General features: G+C 56.9%; 16 protein-coding genes and 3 pseudogenes. 8 read left to right on the top strand and 11 right to left on the bottom strand.

Translation table 11 applies throughout. The features are described 5' to 3' along the window. The 3 genes from ACQQ92_RS08370 to ACQQ92_RS08360 form a co-directional block, all read left to right on the top strand. Positions 1-719, top strand: a 719-nt coding sequence (locus ACQQ92_RS08370) for a tetratricopeptide repeat protein (protein ID WP_427796238.1), incomplete at its 5' end; no start/stop codon positions are given. 838 nt (positions 720-1,557) lie between these two features. Continuing rightward, the gene (locus ACQQ92_RS08365) at positions 1,558-1,689 is read left to right on the top strand and encodes a hypothetical protein (protein WP_427796237.1); all 132 of its coding nucleotides are present in this window, start codon (positions 1,558-1,560) and stop codon (positions 1,687-1,689) included. Positions 1,690-1,851: 162 nt separating this feature from the next. Beyond that, complete coding sequence (locus tag ACQQ92_RS08360; protein WP_427796236.1) at positions 1,852-2,142, top strand: IS3 family transposase; 291 nt, start codon at positions 1,852-1,854, stop codon at positions 2,140-2,142. 36 nt (positions 2,143-2,178) lie between these two features. On the opposite strand, the gene ACQQ92_RS08355 is transcribed toward ACQQ92_RS08360, so the two are convergent. The 6 genes from ACQQ92_RS08355 to ACQQ92_RS08330 form a co-directional block, all read right to left on the bottom strand. Next, entirely contained in the window at positions 2,179-2,646 is a 468-nt protein-coding gene (locus tag ACQQ92_RS08355) for a PTS sugar transporter subunit IIA (RefSeq protein WP_427796235.1), read from the bottom strand. A 45-nt stretch (positions 2,647-2,691) separates the two neighbouring features. After that, positions 2,692-3,540, bottom strand: coding sequence for a class II fructose-bisphosphate aldolase (locus tag ACQQ92_RS08350; RefSeq protein WP_427796234.1), 849 nt, complete (start codon positions 3,538-3,540; stop codon positions 2,692-2,694). Between the two features lie 81 nt (positions 3,541-3,621). After that, entirely contained in the window at positions 3,622-4,887 is a 1,266-nt protein-coding gene (locus ACQQ92_RS08345) for a PTS transporter subunit IIC (RefSeq protein ID WP_427796233.1), read from the bottom strand. A 32-nt stretch (positions 4,888-4,919) separates the two neighbouring features. Next, positions 4,920-5,228, bottom strand: a complete 309-nt coding sequence (locus ACQQ92_RS08340) for a PTS sugar transporter subunit IIB (RefSeq protein WP_427796232.1) — start codon at positions 5,226-5,228, stop codon at positions 4,920-4,922. 50 nt (positions 5,229-5,278) lie between these two features. Next, on the bottom strand, positions 5,279-5,920 hold the full coding sequence (locus ACQQ92_RS08335; protein ID WP_427796231.1) for a class II aldolase/adducin family protein: 642 nt from the start codon (positions 5,918-5,920) through the stop codon (positions 5,279-5,281). A 279-nt stretch (positions 5,921-6,199) separates the two neighbouring features. Then, positions 6,200-6,565, bottom strand: coding sequence for a hypothetical protein (locus ACQQ92_RS08330; protein ID WP_427796230.1), 366 nt, complete (start codon positions 6,563-6,565; stop codon positions 6,200-6,202). 344 nt (positions 6,566-6,909) lie between these two features. Between ACQQ92_RS08330 and ACQQ92_RS08325 the strand changes: the two genes are divergently transcribed. The 3 genes and pseudogenes from ACQQ92_RS08325 to ACQQ92_RS08315 form a co-directional block, all read left to right on the top strand. Further along, positions 6,910-7,125: a transposase gene (locus ACQQ92_RS08325; protein WP_320679776.1), complete on the top strand. Its 216-nt coding sequence runs from the start codon at positions 6,910-6,912 to the stop codon at positions 7,123-7,125. A 36-nt stretch (positions 7,126-7,161) separates the two neighbouring features. After that, positions 7,162-7,935, top strand: a pseudogene (locus ACQQ92_RS08320) (IS3 family transposase); the annotation flags it as partial. 15 nt (positions 7,936-7,950) lie between these two features. Further along, positions 7,951-8,088 (top strand): annotated as a pseudogene (locus ACQQ92_RS08315) (IS3 family transposase); the annotation flags it as partial. Positions 8,089-8,711: 623 nt separating this feature from the next. Here the strand turns inward: ACQQ92_RS08315 and ACQQ92_RS08310 are convergent. The 4 genes from ACQQ92_RS08310 to ACQQ92_RS08295 all read right to left on the bottom strand — a co-directional run bounded on the left by ACQQ92_RS08310 (position 8,712) and on the right by ACQQ92_RS08295 (position 12,747). Next, positions 8,712-9,467, bottom strand: coding sequence for a DeoR/GlpR family DNA-binding transcription regulator (locus ACQQ92_RS08310; protein WP_320679780.1), 756 nt, complete (start codon positions 9,465-9,467; stop codon positions 8,712-8,714). Between the two features lie 70 nt (positions 9,468-9,537). Beyond that, the gene (locus ACQQ92_RS08305) at positions 9,538-10,941 is read right to left on the bottom strand and encodes an MFS transporter (RefSeq protein ID WP_427796229.1); all 1,404 of its coding nucleotides are present in this window, start codon (positions 10,939-10,941) and stop codon (positions 9,538-9,540) included. A gap of 76 nt (positions 10,942-11,017) precedes the next feature. Further along, on the bottom strand, positions 11,018-11,998 hold the full coding sequence (ydjG, locus tag ACQQ92_RS08300; RefSeq protein ID WP_427796228.1) for an NADH-dependent methylglyoxal reductase: 981 nt from the start codon (positions 11,996-11,998) through the stop codon (positions 11,018-11,020). Positions 11,999-12,204: 206 nt separating this feature from the next. Then, the gene (locus tag ACQQ92_RS08295; RefSeq protein WP_427796227.1) at positions 12,205-12,747 is read right to left on the bottom strand and encodes an IS3 family transposase; all 543 of its coding nucleotides are present in this window, start codon (positions 12,745-12,747) and stop codon (positions 12,205-12,207) included. 138 nt (positions 12,748-12,885) lie between these two features. Between ACQQ92_RS08295 and istA the strand changes: the two genes are divergently transcribed. Both istA and istB read left to right on the top strand, forming a co-directional pair. Further along, positions 12,886-14,337, top strand: a complete 1,452-nt coding sequence (gene istA / locus ACQQ92_RS08290) for an IS21 family transposase (protein WP_329933903.1) — start codon at positions 12,886-12,888, stop codon at positions 14,335-14,337. A gap of 1 nt (position 14,338) precedes the next feature. After that, positions 14,339-15,097, top strand: coding sequence for an IS21-like element helper ATPase IstB (gene istB / locus ACQQ92_RS08285; protein ID WP_277012758.1), 759 nt, complete (start codon positions 14,339-14,341; stop codon positions 15,095-15,097). 89 nt (positions 15,098-15,186) lie between these two features. On the opposite strand, the pseudogene ACQQ92_RS08280 reads toward istB, so the two are convergent. Further along, a pseudogene (locus ACQQ92_RS08280) lies at positions 15,187-15,399 on the bottom strand (IS3 family transposase); the annotation flags it as partial. Between the last annotated feature and the right edge of the window lie 115 nt (positions 15,400-15,514).

Raw genomic sequence — 15,514 nt, 5'->3', positions numbered from 1 at the left:
AGATATTTTCGCGAGAGGCCAATCCCGAAATGCCTCGAACGCGGTGCGCGCTATTATGTGTCGAGCTTGGTCTATACAACGGCATCCCCGAGGAGCAGGGCATGAACTTCCGTATCGCCACCTTTATCTTGAGCATCATCTTAATCTGCATGATTTCGTTCAAGGCCATCAAGAAGCGCACAACGTACAAGAAGCTGCGCAACTATCTTGCGCGCGAGCAGTATGACGAGTTCTTCAAGCTCATCGATGCTCCGCTCACCAACGCCTTGTATCCCGATTACAACATCAACTACTTCAAGCTCAATGCGTACTTGCTTAAAGAGGATTACGCAAAAGCCAACGAAACCCTCGAGATGCTACTTCGCTACCCGCTCAAGCATCAGCAGCGCGTCGACTTGGTGCTCAAGGCCTTCAACATCTATGTTGGCCAGGGTAAGAAGCAGCAGGCAAAAAACATGCTCGACGAGATTCTCAATTGGGAAGGCGACGAGTACAAGCCGTACAAGCACGATGCACTGCTTTCGTACGACATCATGATCCTGAGGAAATCCAACCACATTGGAGAGCTTGAGGCCTTGCTCGACAAAACAAGCGGTTCCCAACGCGGCCGTCTGGAGTACTTCATCGCTGTGCAGTACGAAAACGCCAAGAACATCCAAAAGCGCGACGAATACCTCAAGCGTGCCGCCGAAGACGGATTCCACTACTCCGCCCACTAACCCAACGTGACACTAAGTGACACTAAGTCGTCAGGTTTATTTTGTCACATTTTATGAAGACGCAGGTCAGAGCCCATGTTGGTTCTGCCCTGCTTTCTTATACCGGCCCAAAGCATGGCAAAATTACTCTGTCTTGCTTTTTGAACTGCCCCCCTTCTCGAACATGAGAGGGGGTCCTTTATGGCCAGAAACGCTCGTCACAACGTCTCGATGGAGACTACGCGACATCGAACTGTACGAACAAGGATACGGCAGCTACGTAGTCGCATCTCCACCGGACATGCCCCTGGAAGCCGTGAGAGAACGGCGGACAGCTTAAAGATCGGTTGACGTCGAAATGCCGGCCATGATGGGCGAGAAGCGCACAGCATATTCGTTCTAGATCAAGCTGGCGACCACCAGAGCAGTCATAGACAGGGAGTCACCAAACCCGAAATCGCGACAAGGTTCGGAATAGCTTCCACCATCCCTCTCAAGACCCGGCAGAAGGCGCGCCGGGAGAGCGGCCCAGATGCACTCATGTCAATGCCCGAGGACAAGCGCAAGAGAACGTCCTCCCCGCCCAGGGAGACGACGCGTGAGCGGGGACTTGAGCGGCAGACCCGGAAGCGAGAGACGGGGAACGCCTACCAAAAAACGATAGCCTTGAAGGCGGAGAAGCGCTCCCGAACCGCGAAAAGACGGTCGTCGCAAGCGAACTTTCAGGACAGCGCCCCTCTCCGACCCACTCGAGCACGATGACCTCGCCAAGTCGAGCTGCCTCCACGTGCTGTCGCACCAGAAGGGTCCCACGAGACCCGAGCTGTAGGGCACCGTCGGCGAAATCTTCGAGAACGCCATGGGGCGCAACTTTTCCGCCGGCACGCCGTGGCGGAAGATGGACACCGACGTCACCGAGCTCGAGCAACCCCGGAGCAAAGCCTGCTTCGCGCCGTCGTACGACTTCGACAGCAAAGAGATCATGGTATAGCCGACGTCGACCAGTCCTGACATGGAGCAGCAGGTGATTCTACTCGATCGGCTGCTGGAGAGGATGCCGGAGAGGACAAGACCCGTCCCGCCCGGCGATATGGGCTGACAGCAGCACAAGACACGGACGCACCGCCTGAAGAAGGCGAGGATAACCCAGGGAATGTCGCGCAAGGGAAATCGTATCGACAACGGGACCACGGAGCAGGCAATCGGCTACATGAAGGACAAGTTCTTCCGGGGCCGAGAGTGGCCAGACTTCGAGTCCTCCAAGGCGGAACCCGACTACTATATTGTCCATTGGAACACGAGGAGGCGCCAGGTTAAACCGAAGGGACTGACCCCGGAGGAGTTCCGGGGCCAGTCCCCAGCCACGCAGTCTTTATTTAAACCGCCCAAGTTTTGGGACGCAAATCACTATAGGGTCGGGGACTTTGAAGAGAGCAATAAATAGTCCCTGCTCAGCCACCGTCAACGACGGGGCTATTCTCTAGAAATGAGCCTTAATCGAAGCGACCAGATCCTCCGGCGTCATCTGCGCCATGATGTCGGCGACCGCTTCATCATTCGTGAAGATGCGCATAAGGCCCTGGAGCATCTCGACCTGGCCGCCCTCGCTCATGATTCCCAAGTTAACAATCAGCTCGGCATCAACAGGCCCGCCGATTCCGCCCATAGGCTGAAACGTCACAGGTTTCACCGGCTTGATAACCGCAATATATGGGCGGTTGATGCAGCCGTCCGCATGCGGAATCGCGACCCCGATGGTCGGCGTCTGCAGGCCCGTTGCATACGAACGCTCGCGATCGGTAATAGCCTGAAACCAGTTATCTTTTATATAGCCCATGGGCTCAAGTTTCGCCTGAAGTTTATGGAAAAAATCATCGGTGTCGTCAGCCTCGATATCGCAAAACACCAATTCAGGCGTCAGCAACTCAATATCATCTTTGCTGCTCATTAAGCTTCCCTTCTCCGGATTTCAGCAGTTGGGGACAACCAAAGTCTATGCCCTGTTGTTCGCCCAGCACATATCGATGACCTCATCAATCTTCTCTTTCGCGCGTTCGCGAGCAAAAGCGACGATATCGGCAGTGTGACGCTCGATGCCCATTTCGGCAATACCGTCACGCAAGCCGGCAACATACGTGCAACGTACATAGGTTCCAACGTTAACTTTGCGGATGCCGCACTCGATAGCATGGCGAACATCCTCGACGGGAATACCCGTACCGCCATGCAGGACCAGAGGAACGTCGGGCAGGGCCTCGTGTACCTGAGAGAGAAGCTCGTAGTTGAGCTTGGGGGGCTCTTTATAGAAACCGTGCTCGTTACCGATGGAAACGGCGAGAGAATCAACGCCAGTCGCCTTAACGAGTTTAACGGCCTCCTCGACATTTGCATCCCACGAGGTCGTCTCGCCACCGCGCGCAACATGGCCGACCTCCGCTTCGACGAACACTCCCCGGGCATGAGCATAATCCACGACGCTCTTGGTAATCTCGATATTCTCTTCAAGCGGTTTGTCGGAACCATCAATCATCACTGAATTGTAACCACAGTCGATTGCCTCTAGACACTTCTCGCGCGATGAAGAGTGATCGAGATGCAAGATGAACGGGGTGTCCATCTCGGCGGCAAGAAGCTTTGCGACGGCAGCGATTTTATCGAGGCCGAGCGCATCTGTCGTCATAAGGGTACCGGCGGCGACGATTGGAGTGTGAGCCTTAACGCCGGACTCCGAGATGGCGTACAGGTCGCCGAAATCGGAGTGGTTGATGTGGGGGATGGCGTATCCGCCGGCAATCGCCTTTGCGTAAATCTCGACGATTTCGTCCCTACTGGGCATTCCCATACGAATTCCTTCTTTCAATCTTAAGAAAAAAGGCGAGCGCCCCTCATTCGAGCACGCTCGCCTTGAACCAACCAGCTCGTTCTAGTGGAAGAAGAGCTGCAGAATCTGGAGAAGCACAAAGCCGATATGCTCGCCTGTGTTAAAGAGCGAGTAGCTTCCGCCCGCCTCCAAAAGGCCAGCCTGCATACCGAGACCGGTGATAAGAGGAGCAAGCGCAGTGGCCATATAGAAAATCATCACGATGCAGATAAAGCCTGCGATAAGTGCGCGGAACATGTTGCGCTTCGTGCCGATAACCGGAGCCATCATCATGTAGCTAAGGTTAGTGAGACCGATGACCGGCAGCACGCTGTTACCAGGCAGGATAACCGCAGTGACCAGGGAAATGGGGACCATGACCAAGCCAAGACTAATCATATCGGGATCGCCCACGAGCAGAGCGAAGTCCATACCGATGCGCAGCTCGCGACCAGGAAGCTTGGAAGTAACGAACTTACGAGTAGCGGCGACGATTGCGGAAAGGCCCTCGACCAGGATGGAAATCATGCGGGGAAGGAGCAGCATTGCAGAGGCAAGCGTCATGCCGACGACAAAGCACTGATCCCAAGAGTACTGCGCGATCAAGGCGAGAACAAATCCGATGATGAAGCCCAGAATGGTCGGCTCACCGATAAAGGACATGCCTTTAGGCAGCTCGCGCATGTTCAGGTTGATGTCACGGATGACGGGAATCTTATCGATAACCCAATCGATGGCGCGAACGATGGGAAGAAGGACGGGGAAGGCCATGGTACAGAAGGACAGGCCGCGATACTGCTCACCACAGACCTCGCAAATGAGCTCCTGGTTGCGATCGGCAAGCAAAAGGTTGCAAACCGAGTAGATCGTACCGAGCAGGACACCAATCCACATGTTGCCAGAGATAGCAGTAGCACACATACCGATGAACAGATAGTGCCAGAAGTTCCAGATATCGACATTCAGAGTCTTGGTTACCTTGAGAAGCAGCAAGCCAATGTTGACGAGCAGAAGCACTGCAAACATCACGATAACAAACGTGCCATCGCTGAATGCAATCGCACTGACTACAGGAACACCCACGTCAACAGCGCTCAGGCTCAGCCCCCAAAGCTCTTGAAGCTTTTGAACTAAAGGGGTCATCGTGCCGGAAATCAAGCTCGAAGTCAGAGAGATACCTTTGAATCCGATACCGACGACAATGCCGGCGCGAAGGGCATCTTTGACCTTCATTCCAAATACGAGACCCATGATGAACAGAATCGCGGGCATCATCACGAATGCGCCCATATTGACGATCGTTTCGACAAAACCAACTACTGCATCCATATGGCGCCTCCCTTCTTAATCTGAGAAATCAATTACTCATCAAGACTTTTCAGATACTCAACAATGGTGTCCATAAGCTCATCGGAGCCAATGCCGGTAAGCAGGGGCACACCCGAGAACACCTTTGCATCGCTCGGATTCTCAAAGGAATTGGTGGCGACCGTCGCCAAGATCACATCGGGCCTATAGCCCTGGATAGTGCCAGTTGCCTCGATAACGCTGCAGGTGCGAATCTGCGCCGGCATCTGACGCTCCTCCATACCATTCTGGAGCGTCTTCGCCACCGTCGTGGAGGTAGAGAGGCCGGCACCGCATACTCCCAAAATTCGATACTGTTTCATTAGTATCGCCTTCCTTTTAAAATCAAATAACGATTGCAAGCTAAGATTGACTAGACTGCCTGACCCTTGAGGGCGCGGCGACGGAGCTCGACGACGGCGTCCTCGGGGACCGGGTTCAAGGAACCGCCGCGCATGGAGAGATATGCGATTTCGGCGACCTCTTCAACGACCTCGGCGCCTCGATATGCCATATCAAGCGTAGGAGCAACAGCGATCTGGCCGTGGTTCTGCATGGTGACGGCGAGATGATCTGTGCCCAAAGCGTTCACAACGGACTCGCCGAGCTCTTCAGAACCAGGGAGCTGGAAGGGGGCGCAGGGAACGGGAGCGAATGCAGACGAAGGCGGGACCATGGCGGGAATTTCCTTCTGGAGAATGGAGAACACCGTGGCATACTTCGAATGAGTGTGGACGATACCGTTAACGTTCGGACGAGCACGGAAGATAGCGGTATGCATCGGAGTCTCCGAAGACGGCTTGTGCTCTCCTTCAACGACCTCCCCATGAAGAGTGACAACAGGAAGGTCTTCGGGCTTCAGCGTCACGTAGGGGATGCCACTCGGGGTGATGACGCAAAGGTCCTCGCCAGGGACGCGGGCAGAAACATTGCCCTCGGTTCCATGAATCAGTCCAGTCTCTGCGCACTTCACCGCAATCTCCAGGACTTTCTCCCTTGTCTCCTGATACTTCATTTGCCTTATCCTTTCTTCTCACATTCTTAACTGCATCTAGGTTTAATGGTGGTGGCCTTTTGTTTCAAACCTCTATGCAACTAGAACTATATCATAAAATATTTGTTTCAAATAATTATTCTTTGGAACAAAGATTTCGTTCCGTGAACGACACTTTTTTGCCAATGAACGGCAATCGGATAGCCTCAAGAACAACATTTGCATCTCGTAAAGTCCGATTCGAAAAACGGGCTTATAGAACAAAAAAGTATGTCTGGGTAGAACATCCGTTTCCATCCATTAATCCAGCCAGAACGGGAACGGGTCCCTGTGGTGAAGGTCCTCCCACACCGCCCTGTCGCCCCATTCCGGCCCGCCGTCGTCGCGCGCGGGCGATGCCGAGTAGACGCTGAACAGGAAGTCGATGTCCGCGTCGGTCGGCATCGTGGCGAGCTTCTCGCGCGCCGCCCTCGCGTCCCCCGGGTGCGCGTGGCACCACCAGAACACCGCCTTCACGCGCTTGAGCGACGTCAGCCCGCGGTGGTTGCGCAGGACCTCCCCCAGCTGCGAGTTCACCCCTCCCTCGATCATGTTGTTGGTCGAGGGCAGCGGGCCGGCCTTGGCCAGCCCGGGGTCGAGGTAGGTGAACAGCGTCCCCGCCGACACGAGCGAGAAGAGCGACGAGCGCGCCCGCCTCGGCCTTTCGTGGGTGAATCTTGTTGGTGTTCACTAAGAAGCGGTCCGAGTGATCATCGTGAACTGAGCACCGCGAGCACGAATAATTGAGCAGTTTAAGCAAGAGGGCCGCGCCCCGGGGACCGGGGGCGCGGCCCTCGCCGTATGGTTTCCCCGGGCGGTCACCTTGGCGAGCCCGCCCGGGAAGGATGGAGGAGATGACCGTGCCCCTGGACACAGTGAATGATTGAATCTGAATCTGAATCTGCCCCATTCCCGTTGACAAGTCGATTTCCGTTTCGCATGACGCGGGCAACGGAGGATTGGAGGCAGGCATGGGAACCCCATCGCCCAAGCACACGGCCGAGTTCAAGCGGAAGGCCGTGGTGCTTTACGGAAAGTCCGGCACCACCTACGCCGAGGTGGCGCGCGGGCTCGGGTACGACCCGGGCAGCCTCTCGGACTGGGTCAAGAAGGCCGACGCGGCTGATTTCGGGACGGGAGACAACCCGTTCCAGATGGCCGAGGACCTGCGCAGGCGCGTGGCGTGAGAACGAGATGCTTTTAAAAGCGAGCGCCTTCTTCGCCAGCAGGCAGCTGTAGGCGAGTCGGCGAAGAGGGCGAAGCTCGAGTTCATCTCCCTCAACGAGGGCGCCTGGCCGGTGTCGGAGATGTGCGCCGCGCTCAAGGTGACCCGCCAGGGCCACTGCGCGTGGAAGAGGCGCCCGCCGAGCGCGCACGCGATGCGCGACGAGGAGCTTGCGGCGATGATATCCCAGGTCAGAGCGGAGGTACGCGACATATACGGCGCACCGAAGGTGTTCCTCAAGCTGAGGCGGTCGGGCGTGCGCACCTCGCGCAAGCGCGTGGCGCGGATCATGCGCGAGCGCGGGTGGCGCGGGGTGGCGCGCGCGTGCGCCAAACGCCCCTCGGGCGAGAAGCGCGCATCGAGGAAGGACTCCGCCGAGGACCTGGTCAGGCGCAGGTTCGAAGCCGACGGACCCAACAGGGCGTGGTTCGCCGACATCACCTACGTGAAGACCCGGCAGGGCTGGCTGTACCTGGCCCTCGTGATGGACATATGGTCGAGGCGGGCCGTGGGCTGGGCCATGGGGCCCAACATCACGGCCGAGCTGGCCGACGAGGCGCTGAAGATGGCCCTGGCCAGGAGGGGCGACCCCAGGGGATGCATACACCACGGCGACCACGGCTCGCAGTACGTGTCGCTGCTGCTCTCCAGGACCATGCGCGAGCACGGCATCCGCCCCTCGATGGGCTCGATATCATCACCGTGGGACAACGCCGCCATGGAGTCGCTTATGGGCCTGGTCAAGTCGGAGGGCGTGCACGCACGGGTCTAAGCCACGCGCGACGAGGCGGCGCTGGACCTGTTCGAGTACATCGAGGTCATATACAACCGTGCCAGGATGCACACGGCGCTGGGCGATCTGAGCCCCGCGGAGTTCGAAGAGGCCAATTGGCCGGACGACGAAGGCCGCCCGAAGGCGGCGTAGAAGGCGTCAATGGAATCGGGGTAGATTCAGTGCGGCTGTCCGCGGCGCGCGACGAGCCGGTCGCGTTTATCGACTTGACCCACCGCTCCACGGTGCTCTTGCCGAGGTCGTACTCGGCCATGATCTCGCGCTTGGGCTTGCCGGCGTTGTACAGGTCGACTATCTGCCTCTTGAACTCGTCGGTGAAATGCCTCGGGTGCCCGGGGTCCCTCATATGCGGCCCTCCCGTCTCTCGCGCCCCTCACGGAACTGTCCATATCAGTGTAGCCAATCCAAGGACGTCCTGCCGTTGCGCTTGGTCCGACCGCCGCAGCAGGGGCAATAAACGGCCTTCATGGGCACCTCTTCCGAAATGGTTTTTAACGGTTCCGGAAAAGGTTATCTACCTGCGGGAACGATATGCAACCGGACACACATTCCGTCCGAGTGGTTAAAAGCGGATGCGGAATTTAAACGACCGAAAAAGGGGCATCGACCTGCGCCGATGCCCCTGAAGCGGACACACTTTTTGTCCTATAAGCCGAATCTCGGCGAAATCCTCGCAACTCACCTCACGCTCAGAAGCAACTCAAGATATATAAAACACCCTCACCGCAAACAGCGTCCTGAGCTTTTGAGTCAGATTAGAAAATGAGTTGGATACCATGCTGCTCGCAGATATCCTTCCACTCTTCCGAGGGGTCCCGATCAGTAACCAAGTAGTCGATACGATCAAGCTCGATCAACTTAACGAACGCCGCACGTCTGAACTTCGAGTGGTCGGCAAGCATTATGCGCTTTGCTCCCATATCAAGAAGCACGCGTTTGACATCGGACTCGCTTTCACGGGAGTCGTATGCACCACTTTCGTCGAACCCCTTACAGCTAAAGAGCGTCGCATCGACACGATACTGCTCAAGAACGCGCTTTGCCGCCTGACCACGAAGCGACATCGTAACTTTATCGAACTCACCACCGGACGACACTATCGTCAGCCTTGAGTCCGAGAGCTCCTGGAACGCCGCCGTGGAGTTCGTAAGCAGCGTGACTGCATCTCTATCCGCAAATGCTTTCGCAGCCTCCATGGCAGTAGTGCTCGAGTCAATCGCGATGGCGCTCATGCCGTCAATCAAAGCAAGCACCTTTTGCGCTATATAGCGTTTTTCGGCTTTATGGAGACCTGCACGCTTAGTGAAGTTGGTGTCGGCTTCCTGCTTGCGCTGCAGCAAAATCGCACCGCCGTACGTCCTTTTAAGAAGCCCATCGTTTTCAAGACGTGTGAGATCTCGACGAACAGTCTCTTCGGTGACCCCAAGCCTCTCGCTCAGGCCCGAAACCGATACCTGACCGTTATCGATAAGTTCTAGTTTAATTTGGTCAAGCCTGTCTTGTGCCGACATTATTTCGCCCCCCTCTCAGGTGTCATTGACGAATAATCATACCTGCAATCCGATAGGAACTTTATTCCATTCATTCACAATTATTAGCTGAAATATTTCCGATTTGACCAACAGAAGTCCCTCTTGTGTCCACTCCGAGGACCGCAATCACCACAGCAGCCATAACAGCAACGATTGACATCATGATGAAAACGGGAAAGACGCCGTAACCATCCAACAGATACGCCACAAGAAACGGCATTGCCATACCGCTTACGCGACCGATGGAGTTTGCAAGGCCCGACCCTCTCATTCTGATTTCCGTAGGCCATATTTCGGGAATATACACGCCGGAAGAGAAGCAAACATACATCTCGACGACAACTTGCAATAAGAAACCCAATAGACAAATCAGAATAGGATCCGATTGGATCGCGAACAGGGGGCCCACCAAAGCAATAAAGATGAGCAGCAATGTCCCCATGACCTTGCGTGGTAGTTTGTCGATGCAGACCATCAGCAAGAAAGCGCCTATAGGTGCACCAAGGACGGTGAGCGTATACAGCAAAAACGACGAGTGGATGTCGATACCCTTGAGCAAAAGCATGCTGGGAAGCCAAGTCATAAGGGTATAGGCGGTCACATTCATTGCGATTAGCGCAACCGAACCCAAGATTACGCGCTTGAGCAGCCTACCGTGAAGCAACTCGGAATACGACGCCTCCTGCGCCTTATGCACAATGGCCCGTTCCTTCTCATACTCCGGTAGGGCCTCTCCGCGATCACGTTGGACCTCCATCTCGATATCCGACATAACACGATCGGCGTCCTCGAATCTACCTTTCGATTCAAGCCAACGGGGTGACTCGGGATACTGCTTCAATGCCACAATCCATACCACAGTCGATAAAACCGCGGGAATCACGAACATGAGTCTCCAGTTCATATCAGCCATGACGAAAGGAGTGATGAGCGTCGCCAAAACAGAACAGATTGGACCGCCGCAGTTCCCCAAAAAGGTGTTCCTGCCCATCCAGCAGCCCCGCGTCGAAGCGGGAACATATTCGACAAAGCCCGCATAAAGGGCCACAAGTAAAGCGCCCAAGCCAAAGCCCATCGCCGCACGTAACGCTATAAGAACTGGCATCGAGGACGCGAGGGCGGCAAGATACATCGTCAAGGCATGAAAACCGACAAAGAGCAGGTAACCCTTTCTGCGCCCTATTGCGTCGCCGATAACGCCGCCCAAAAGAGAGCCCAGCAGCATTCCACCCATATACGCCGCGGTAAAGACGGCGCTTATGCTCGTGTTCGTCCAACCAATTTCCGCAAGCTGTGCGAGCACGAGCCCGCTTACGTAATTGCTCCAGCCAAACAGAATCGCCAAGCTGGTCATCGCGAAAATCTTCCAAGACCACATCGAGGTGGGCAGGCGGTCTATTCTCGCATCGCAATATGGATACCGCAGGGCATCCTCTTTTGATTTGTCGCCCATCATACTCCCAAACATCACCAAAGCACTTTTGACAGACGGGGCGACCCGCGCAAGCAGGTCGCCTCATTTTTAAACGTTATTTGTCGAGCGCCTCTGCCTTTGCACGCATCCACGCGGCATCTTCGGCCGAAAGCTCGACCTCAGCAGCACGGATGTTCTCCTTCACCTGCTCAGGGGTAGTCGATCCACTCAGAATCGAGATGAAATCACCCTGAGCAAGCACCCATGCGAGTGCAAGCGTCGGAATCGAGCAGGAGTACTTCTCGCACAGAGGCTTCCATTCCTCCAGCATGTCGACAACGCGCTCGAGATTTCCCGGCTGATACCACTTCTTATTAGCGCGAGCACCGGTAGGCACATAGTCCTTCCCGATTGCTCCGGTGAGTAGGCCCTGCTCAAGAGGAGAATATGCCTGGATAACGATGTTGTTCTCCTGGCACAGATCAAACAGTTCGTCCTCAACCGCGCGGTCGAGAATGCTGTACTTCGCCTGAACGATATCGAGCTCGCCGCAGCGCAGATACTCCTTGATGTGGTCGACAGTGACATTTGCCGCACCGATAGCGCGAATCTTGCCTTCACGCTTAAGATCGAGCAGAACCTGCATCGTCTCTTCAATCGGCGTGAAGTACGGCTCGACAGACTGCCAGTGGGTCATATAGATATCAACGTAATCGGTTCCGAGCCGCTTAAGGCTTGCTTCGATTTCCTCGCGCACGGATTCGGGAGAAAGGTTCTTGTAGAGTTGGCGGTCACCCACCTTGTTGAACAGGCTACCTTTACGATCCCATACGATTCCGCACTTCGTCTCAACGATGACTTTGCTGCGATCAAGCCCGCTCAGAGCCTTGCCAACGATGCACTCGCTGTTTCCAAAATTATAACCCGGCGCAGTATCGATGAGGTTGATCCCAACCTCTGCCGCCTTATGGATCGTGTCGACGCAGACCTGCGTATCCAAGTCTCCGTTCCAAGCAGGTCCACCTCCGATAGCCCAAGTTCCCAGGCCGATCCTAGAGATATTCATTCCGGTCGTGCCGAGTTTAACCATTTTCATATCGGCGTCCTTTCGAATCGCATCTTAACGGCCACCCTTCTTAACTTTATCTGGCTTTTCTTTATTTGCAATATATAATCTTTGTTTTAAAGATTCTTTTTTTGTTTCAGACAACTGAAGTGGACAAAAAGAGCATCCACTGATGCCCCTGAACTGCACCTCAAAACTGCAAAGGACCCCGTTTCCTGAACACCAAAAGAAGTGAATCAGGCAGCCCGGCCGAGTCTGTACTCGACTGGGCTGCTTCCGTCTAGGCGTTTCTTGACGCGCGCGTTGTTGTACCAGTCGATGTACTTTCCCAAATCCCTTTCGAAAACGTCGGGATCGTCTCCCTCCCAATCGTAGTAGAGCTCGGTCTTGACCATCGAGAAGAAGTTTTCAGCCTTCGCATTGTCGAGGCAGTTTCCTTTGCGGGACATGGACTGGACGATCCCCATCCGCTCAAGCGCGAATCTGTAGGCGGGCATCTGGTACTGCCAGCCCATGTCCGAATGCAGCAACGGGGCGCCTTCGCCATCGAGCCTGCCCTCGAGGCCCGCCAACATCTCGAGGACCATCTTCATGTTCGGGGACCTGGATATCGAGTAGGCGACGACCTCGTCGTTGTAAAGGTCCACCACGGGCGAAAGGTAGAGCTTCGTGCCGCCCACCTTGAATTCGGTGACATCGGTCACCAGCTTGGTCATCGGGTCCTCCGCCTTGAAGTCGCGGGCCAGCAGGTTCGGGGAGGACTTGCCGACCTGGCCCATGTAGGATCGGTTGTTGGTGGTAACTTAAAAATGAACATATCGGCTTGATCAATTTGAGCACAAAGGCAGACATGCCGACCAACGCAATCGACTAACTTGGTTCCTGCCAGGGAAACCAACCAAGGAGGTCGGAAAGGTATGATCAGCATGTCGCAAACCTATTCTATACGGCAAATGAGGAAGAACGGCGAGTCCATATCGGAAATCGCCCGCAAGACGGGCGTCTCGCGCAACACGGTGTACGCGAAGCTCGCGATCTCGGACCTGTCGCCGCGGATGCCCGTGAAGAGGGGCAAGGCCAAGACGCTCGACAGGTACCGCGGGGTCATAGAGTCGTGGCTCGACGAGGACGCCGCGAACTGGCGCAAACAGCGCCACACCGCCCGCCGCATATGGCAACGCCTTCGCGACGAGCACGGCGTCGAGTGCTGCGAATCGACCGTCCGGCATTACGTCCGCGACCTCAAGGCGCTGAGGAAGGCCGTTTCCGAGTCGTACCTCGACCTCGTTTGGCGGCCCGGCGAGGCGCAGGCCGATTTCGGGGAGGCGGATTTCTGCGTCATGGGAACGAGGCGGCGGCTGAGTTTCTTCGTGCTCTCGTTCCCCTATTCGAACGTCGGGTTCGCCCAGGTGTTCCCGTCCGAGAACTCCGAATGCGTGTGCCAAGCCCTCAAGCAGGTGTTCGAATACATAGGAGGGGTCCCATCCCGCATCGTGTTCGACAACGCCACCGGCGTCGGGCGCAAGGTCTGCGGCGGCGTCAGGACCGCCGAGACCTTCGCGGCCTTCGCCGCCCATTACGGCTTCGAATTCGGCTTCTGCAACCCGAATTCCGGCCACGAGAAGGGCAACGTGGAGAGGAAGGTGTACTTCATCAGGCAGAACCTCTTCGTTCCCGTGCCAAGGCTGTCCCGCGTCGAATCGTACAACGAGAAGCTCCTGGACCGATGCCTCGGGCTTGCCAAGGAGCATTACAAGAAAGGCGTGAACGAGGACGGGCTGTTCGGCGAAGACCGCGCCGCGCTGGCCGGATTGCCGGAAACGCCGTTCGAGGTGGTCCGCTACGTCGACTGCAAGGCCGACAAGCAGGGCAAGGTCCAGATAGACGGCCGCCATTGGTACTCGGCGGACCCGTCCCTCGCGGGCGAGCGCCTCATCGCGGGGCTGGGCGCCACGATGCTGTCGATATACACCTCGGCCGGCGAATACGTCTGCTCGCACGAGCGGCAGTACGGCGCCGCCCCCACCGATTCCTCGAGCCCGGCGAGCCAGTTGCCGCTTCTTGCCGCCAAGCTGGGCGCGTGGCGCAACAGCTCGGTGCGGTCGGCGATGCCCGATGCGCTGCGGGATTACATGGACGGCCTCGGCAGGCGCGAATTGGGCGACGGCCTGAGGCTGATGAGGGACCAAGTCCAGCGTTCGGGCTGGGACGCGACCGTCGGCGCGATGCAATGCGCGCTGGAATCGACCGGCAGGATCGACGCTGCGAGCGTCGCGGTGGCCGCCGCCAGGGCCGAGGGCGGCGCCATCGAGTACGACGAGCCCGTTGACCTCGGCGTCTACGACGCGGCGCTGCGGAAGGCGGTGTAGCATGGCGATAAGGTCCAAGGGCGACGCCGAGCGGATGCGCGCGCTGGCCCGCAGGCTATACATCAGCAACGACACGATCGACTGGTTCCTTTCGTCGTCGAACGCGGCGCAGCTGCGGGCGGTGAGCGAGCTCATCGAGCACGAGATGGCGGTTCGGGAGGAATCCAAGCGCGCGAGGCTGTTCAGGAGGGCGAAATTCCCCCAGGTGAAGTCGTTCGAGGGGTACGACTTCTCGCAGGTGGCCTTTCCCGACGGCTATGGCGTGGACGACCTGAAATCGCTGTCGTTCGTCGAAGCCGCGCAGGACTTCGTGTTCCACGGGCAGACGGGCCGAGGGAAGACCCACCTCGCGATAGCCGTCGGCCACGCGTGCGTGATGGCGGGGAAGGCGGTGCGCTTCTACACCGCCGCCGAGCTCGCGCTGGCGCTTTCGAAGGCCCGGCGCGAGCTCGCCCTCGAGGCGATGATGAGGGACATAGCGAAGAACGACCTGGTGATACTCGACGAATTCGGATACGTGCCCCTCGATACGGAAAGTGCGCGGCTGCTCTTCCAGGTGGTGTCGAGCTGCTACGAGAGTCGCAGCATGATATTCACGACGAACATCGAGTTCTCGAAATGGGGAACCGTCCTCGGCGACGACAAGCTCGCATCGGCCATGATCGACAGGATAGTCCACCATGGGAGGCTCGTGGAGTTCAACGGGGCAAGCCACCGCATGGATGCCGCCTTGATGCTCGGAAGGGCAAAAAAACAGTGAAGGACGTGTCTGCCAAAGTGCTCAAATGCAACGTGCCGCTTTGTTAACATTTTGCTTGCCACAAACAATCGGTACTTCCTGCGCCTGCGGGTCCGGCACAGCAGCCCCTCCTCGCGCATGACCTTGAGCACCGTCTTGTCGGCGATACGGATGCCGGCCGCTTTGCGCAACGCGACGGCAACGCGTCGGTATCCATACCTGAACTGAGATTTCTCGCATATCTCCACTATGACCGGCCGCTCGGTCGCCTGCCTGTCGGAGGGAGGGTTCGCCTCGTGGTAGTAGTAGGTGGAACGCGACATCCCCATGAGCTTCAGGAGCGTGGAGAGTGGGTATTCCCGCCTCAGCGACTTCACTATCTCGTGCTTCCGCCTGTTGCCGAGAGGTCCGTCGCCGAGGCGGCCATTCGTTTTAAGA

It is taken from the genome of Collinsella sp. SGI.241 (assembly GCF_050312955.1).
In the GTDB taxonomy this organism is placed as follows: domain Bacteria; phylum Actinomycetota; class Coriobacteriia; order Coriobacteriales; family Coriobacteriaceae; genus Collinsella.
Note: the sequence above shows the minus strand (reverse complement) of the source record. Positions and strands in the feature narration are given on the sequence as shown.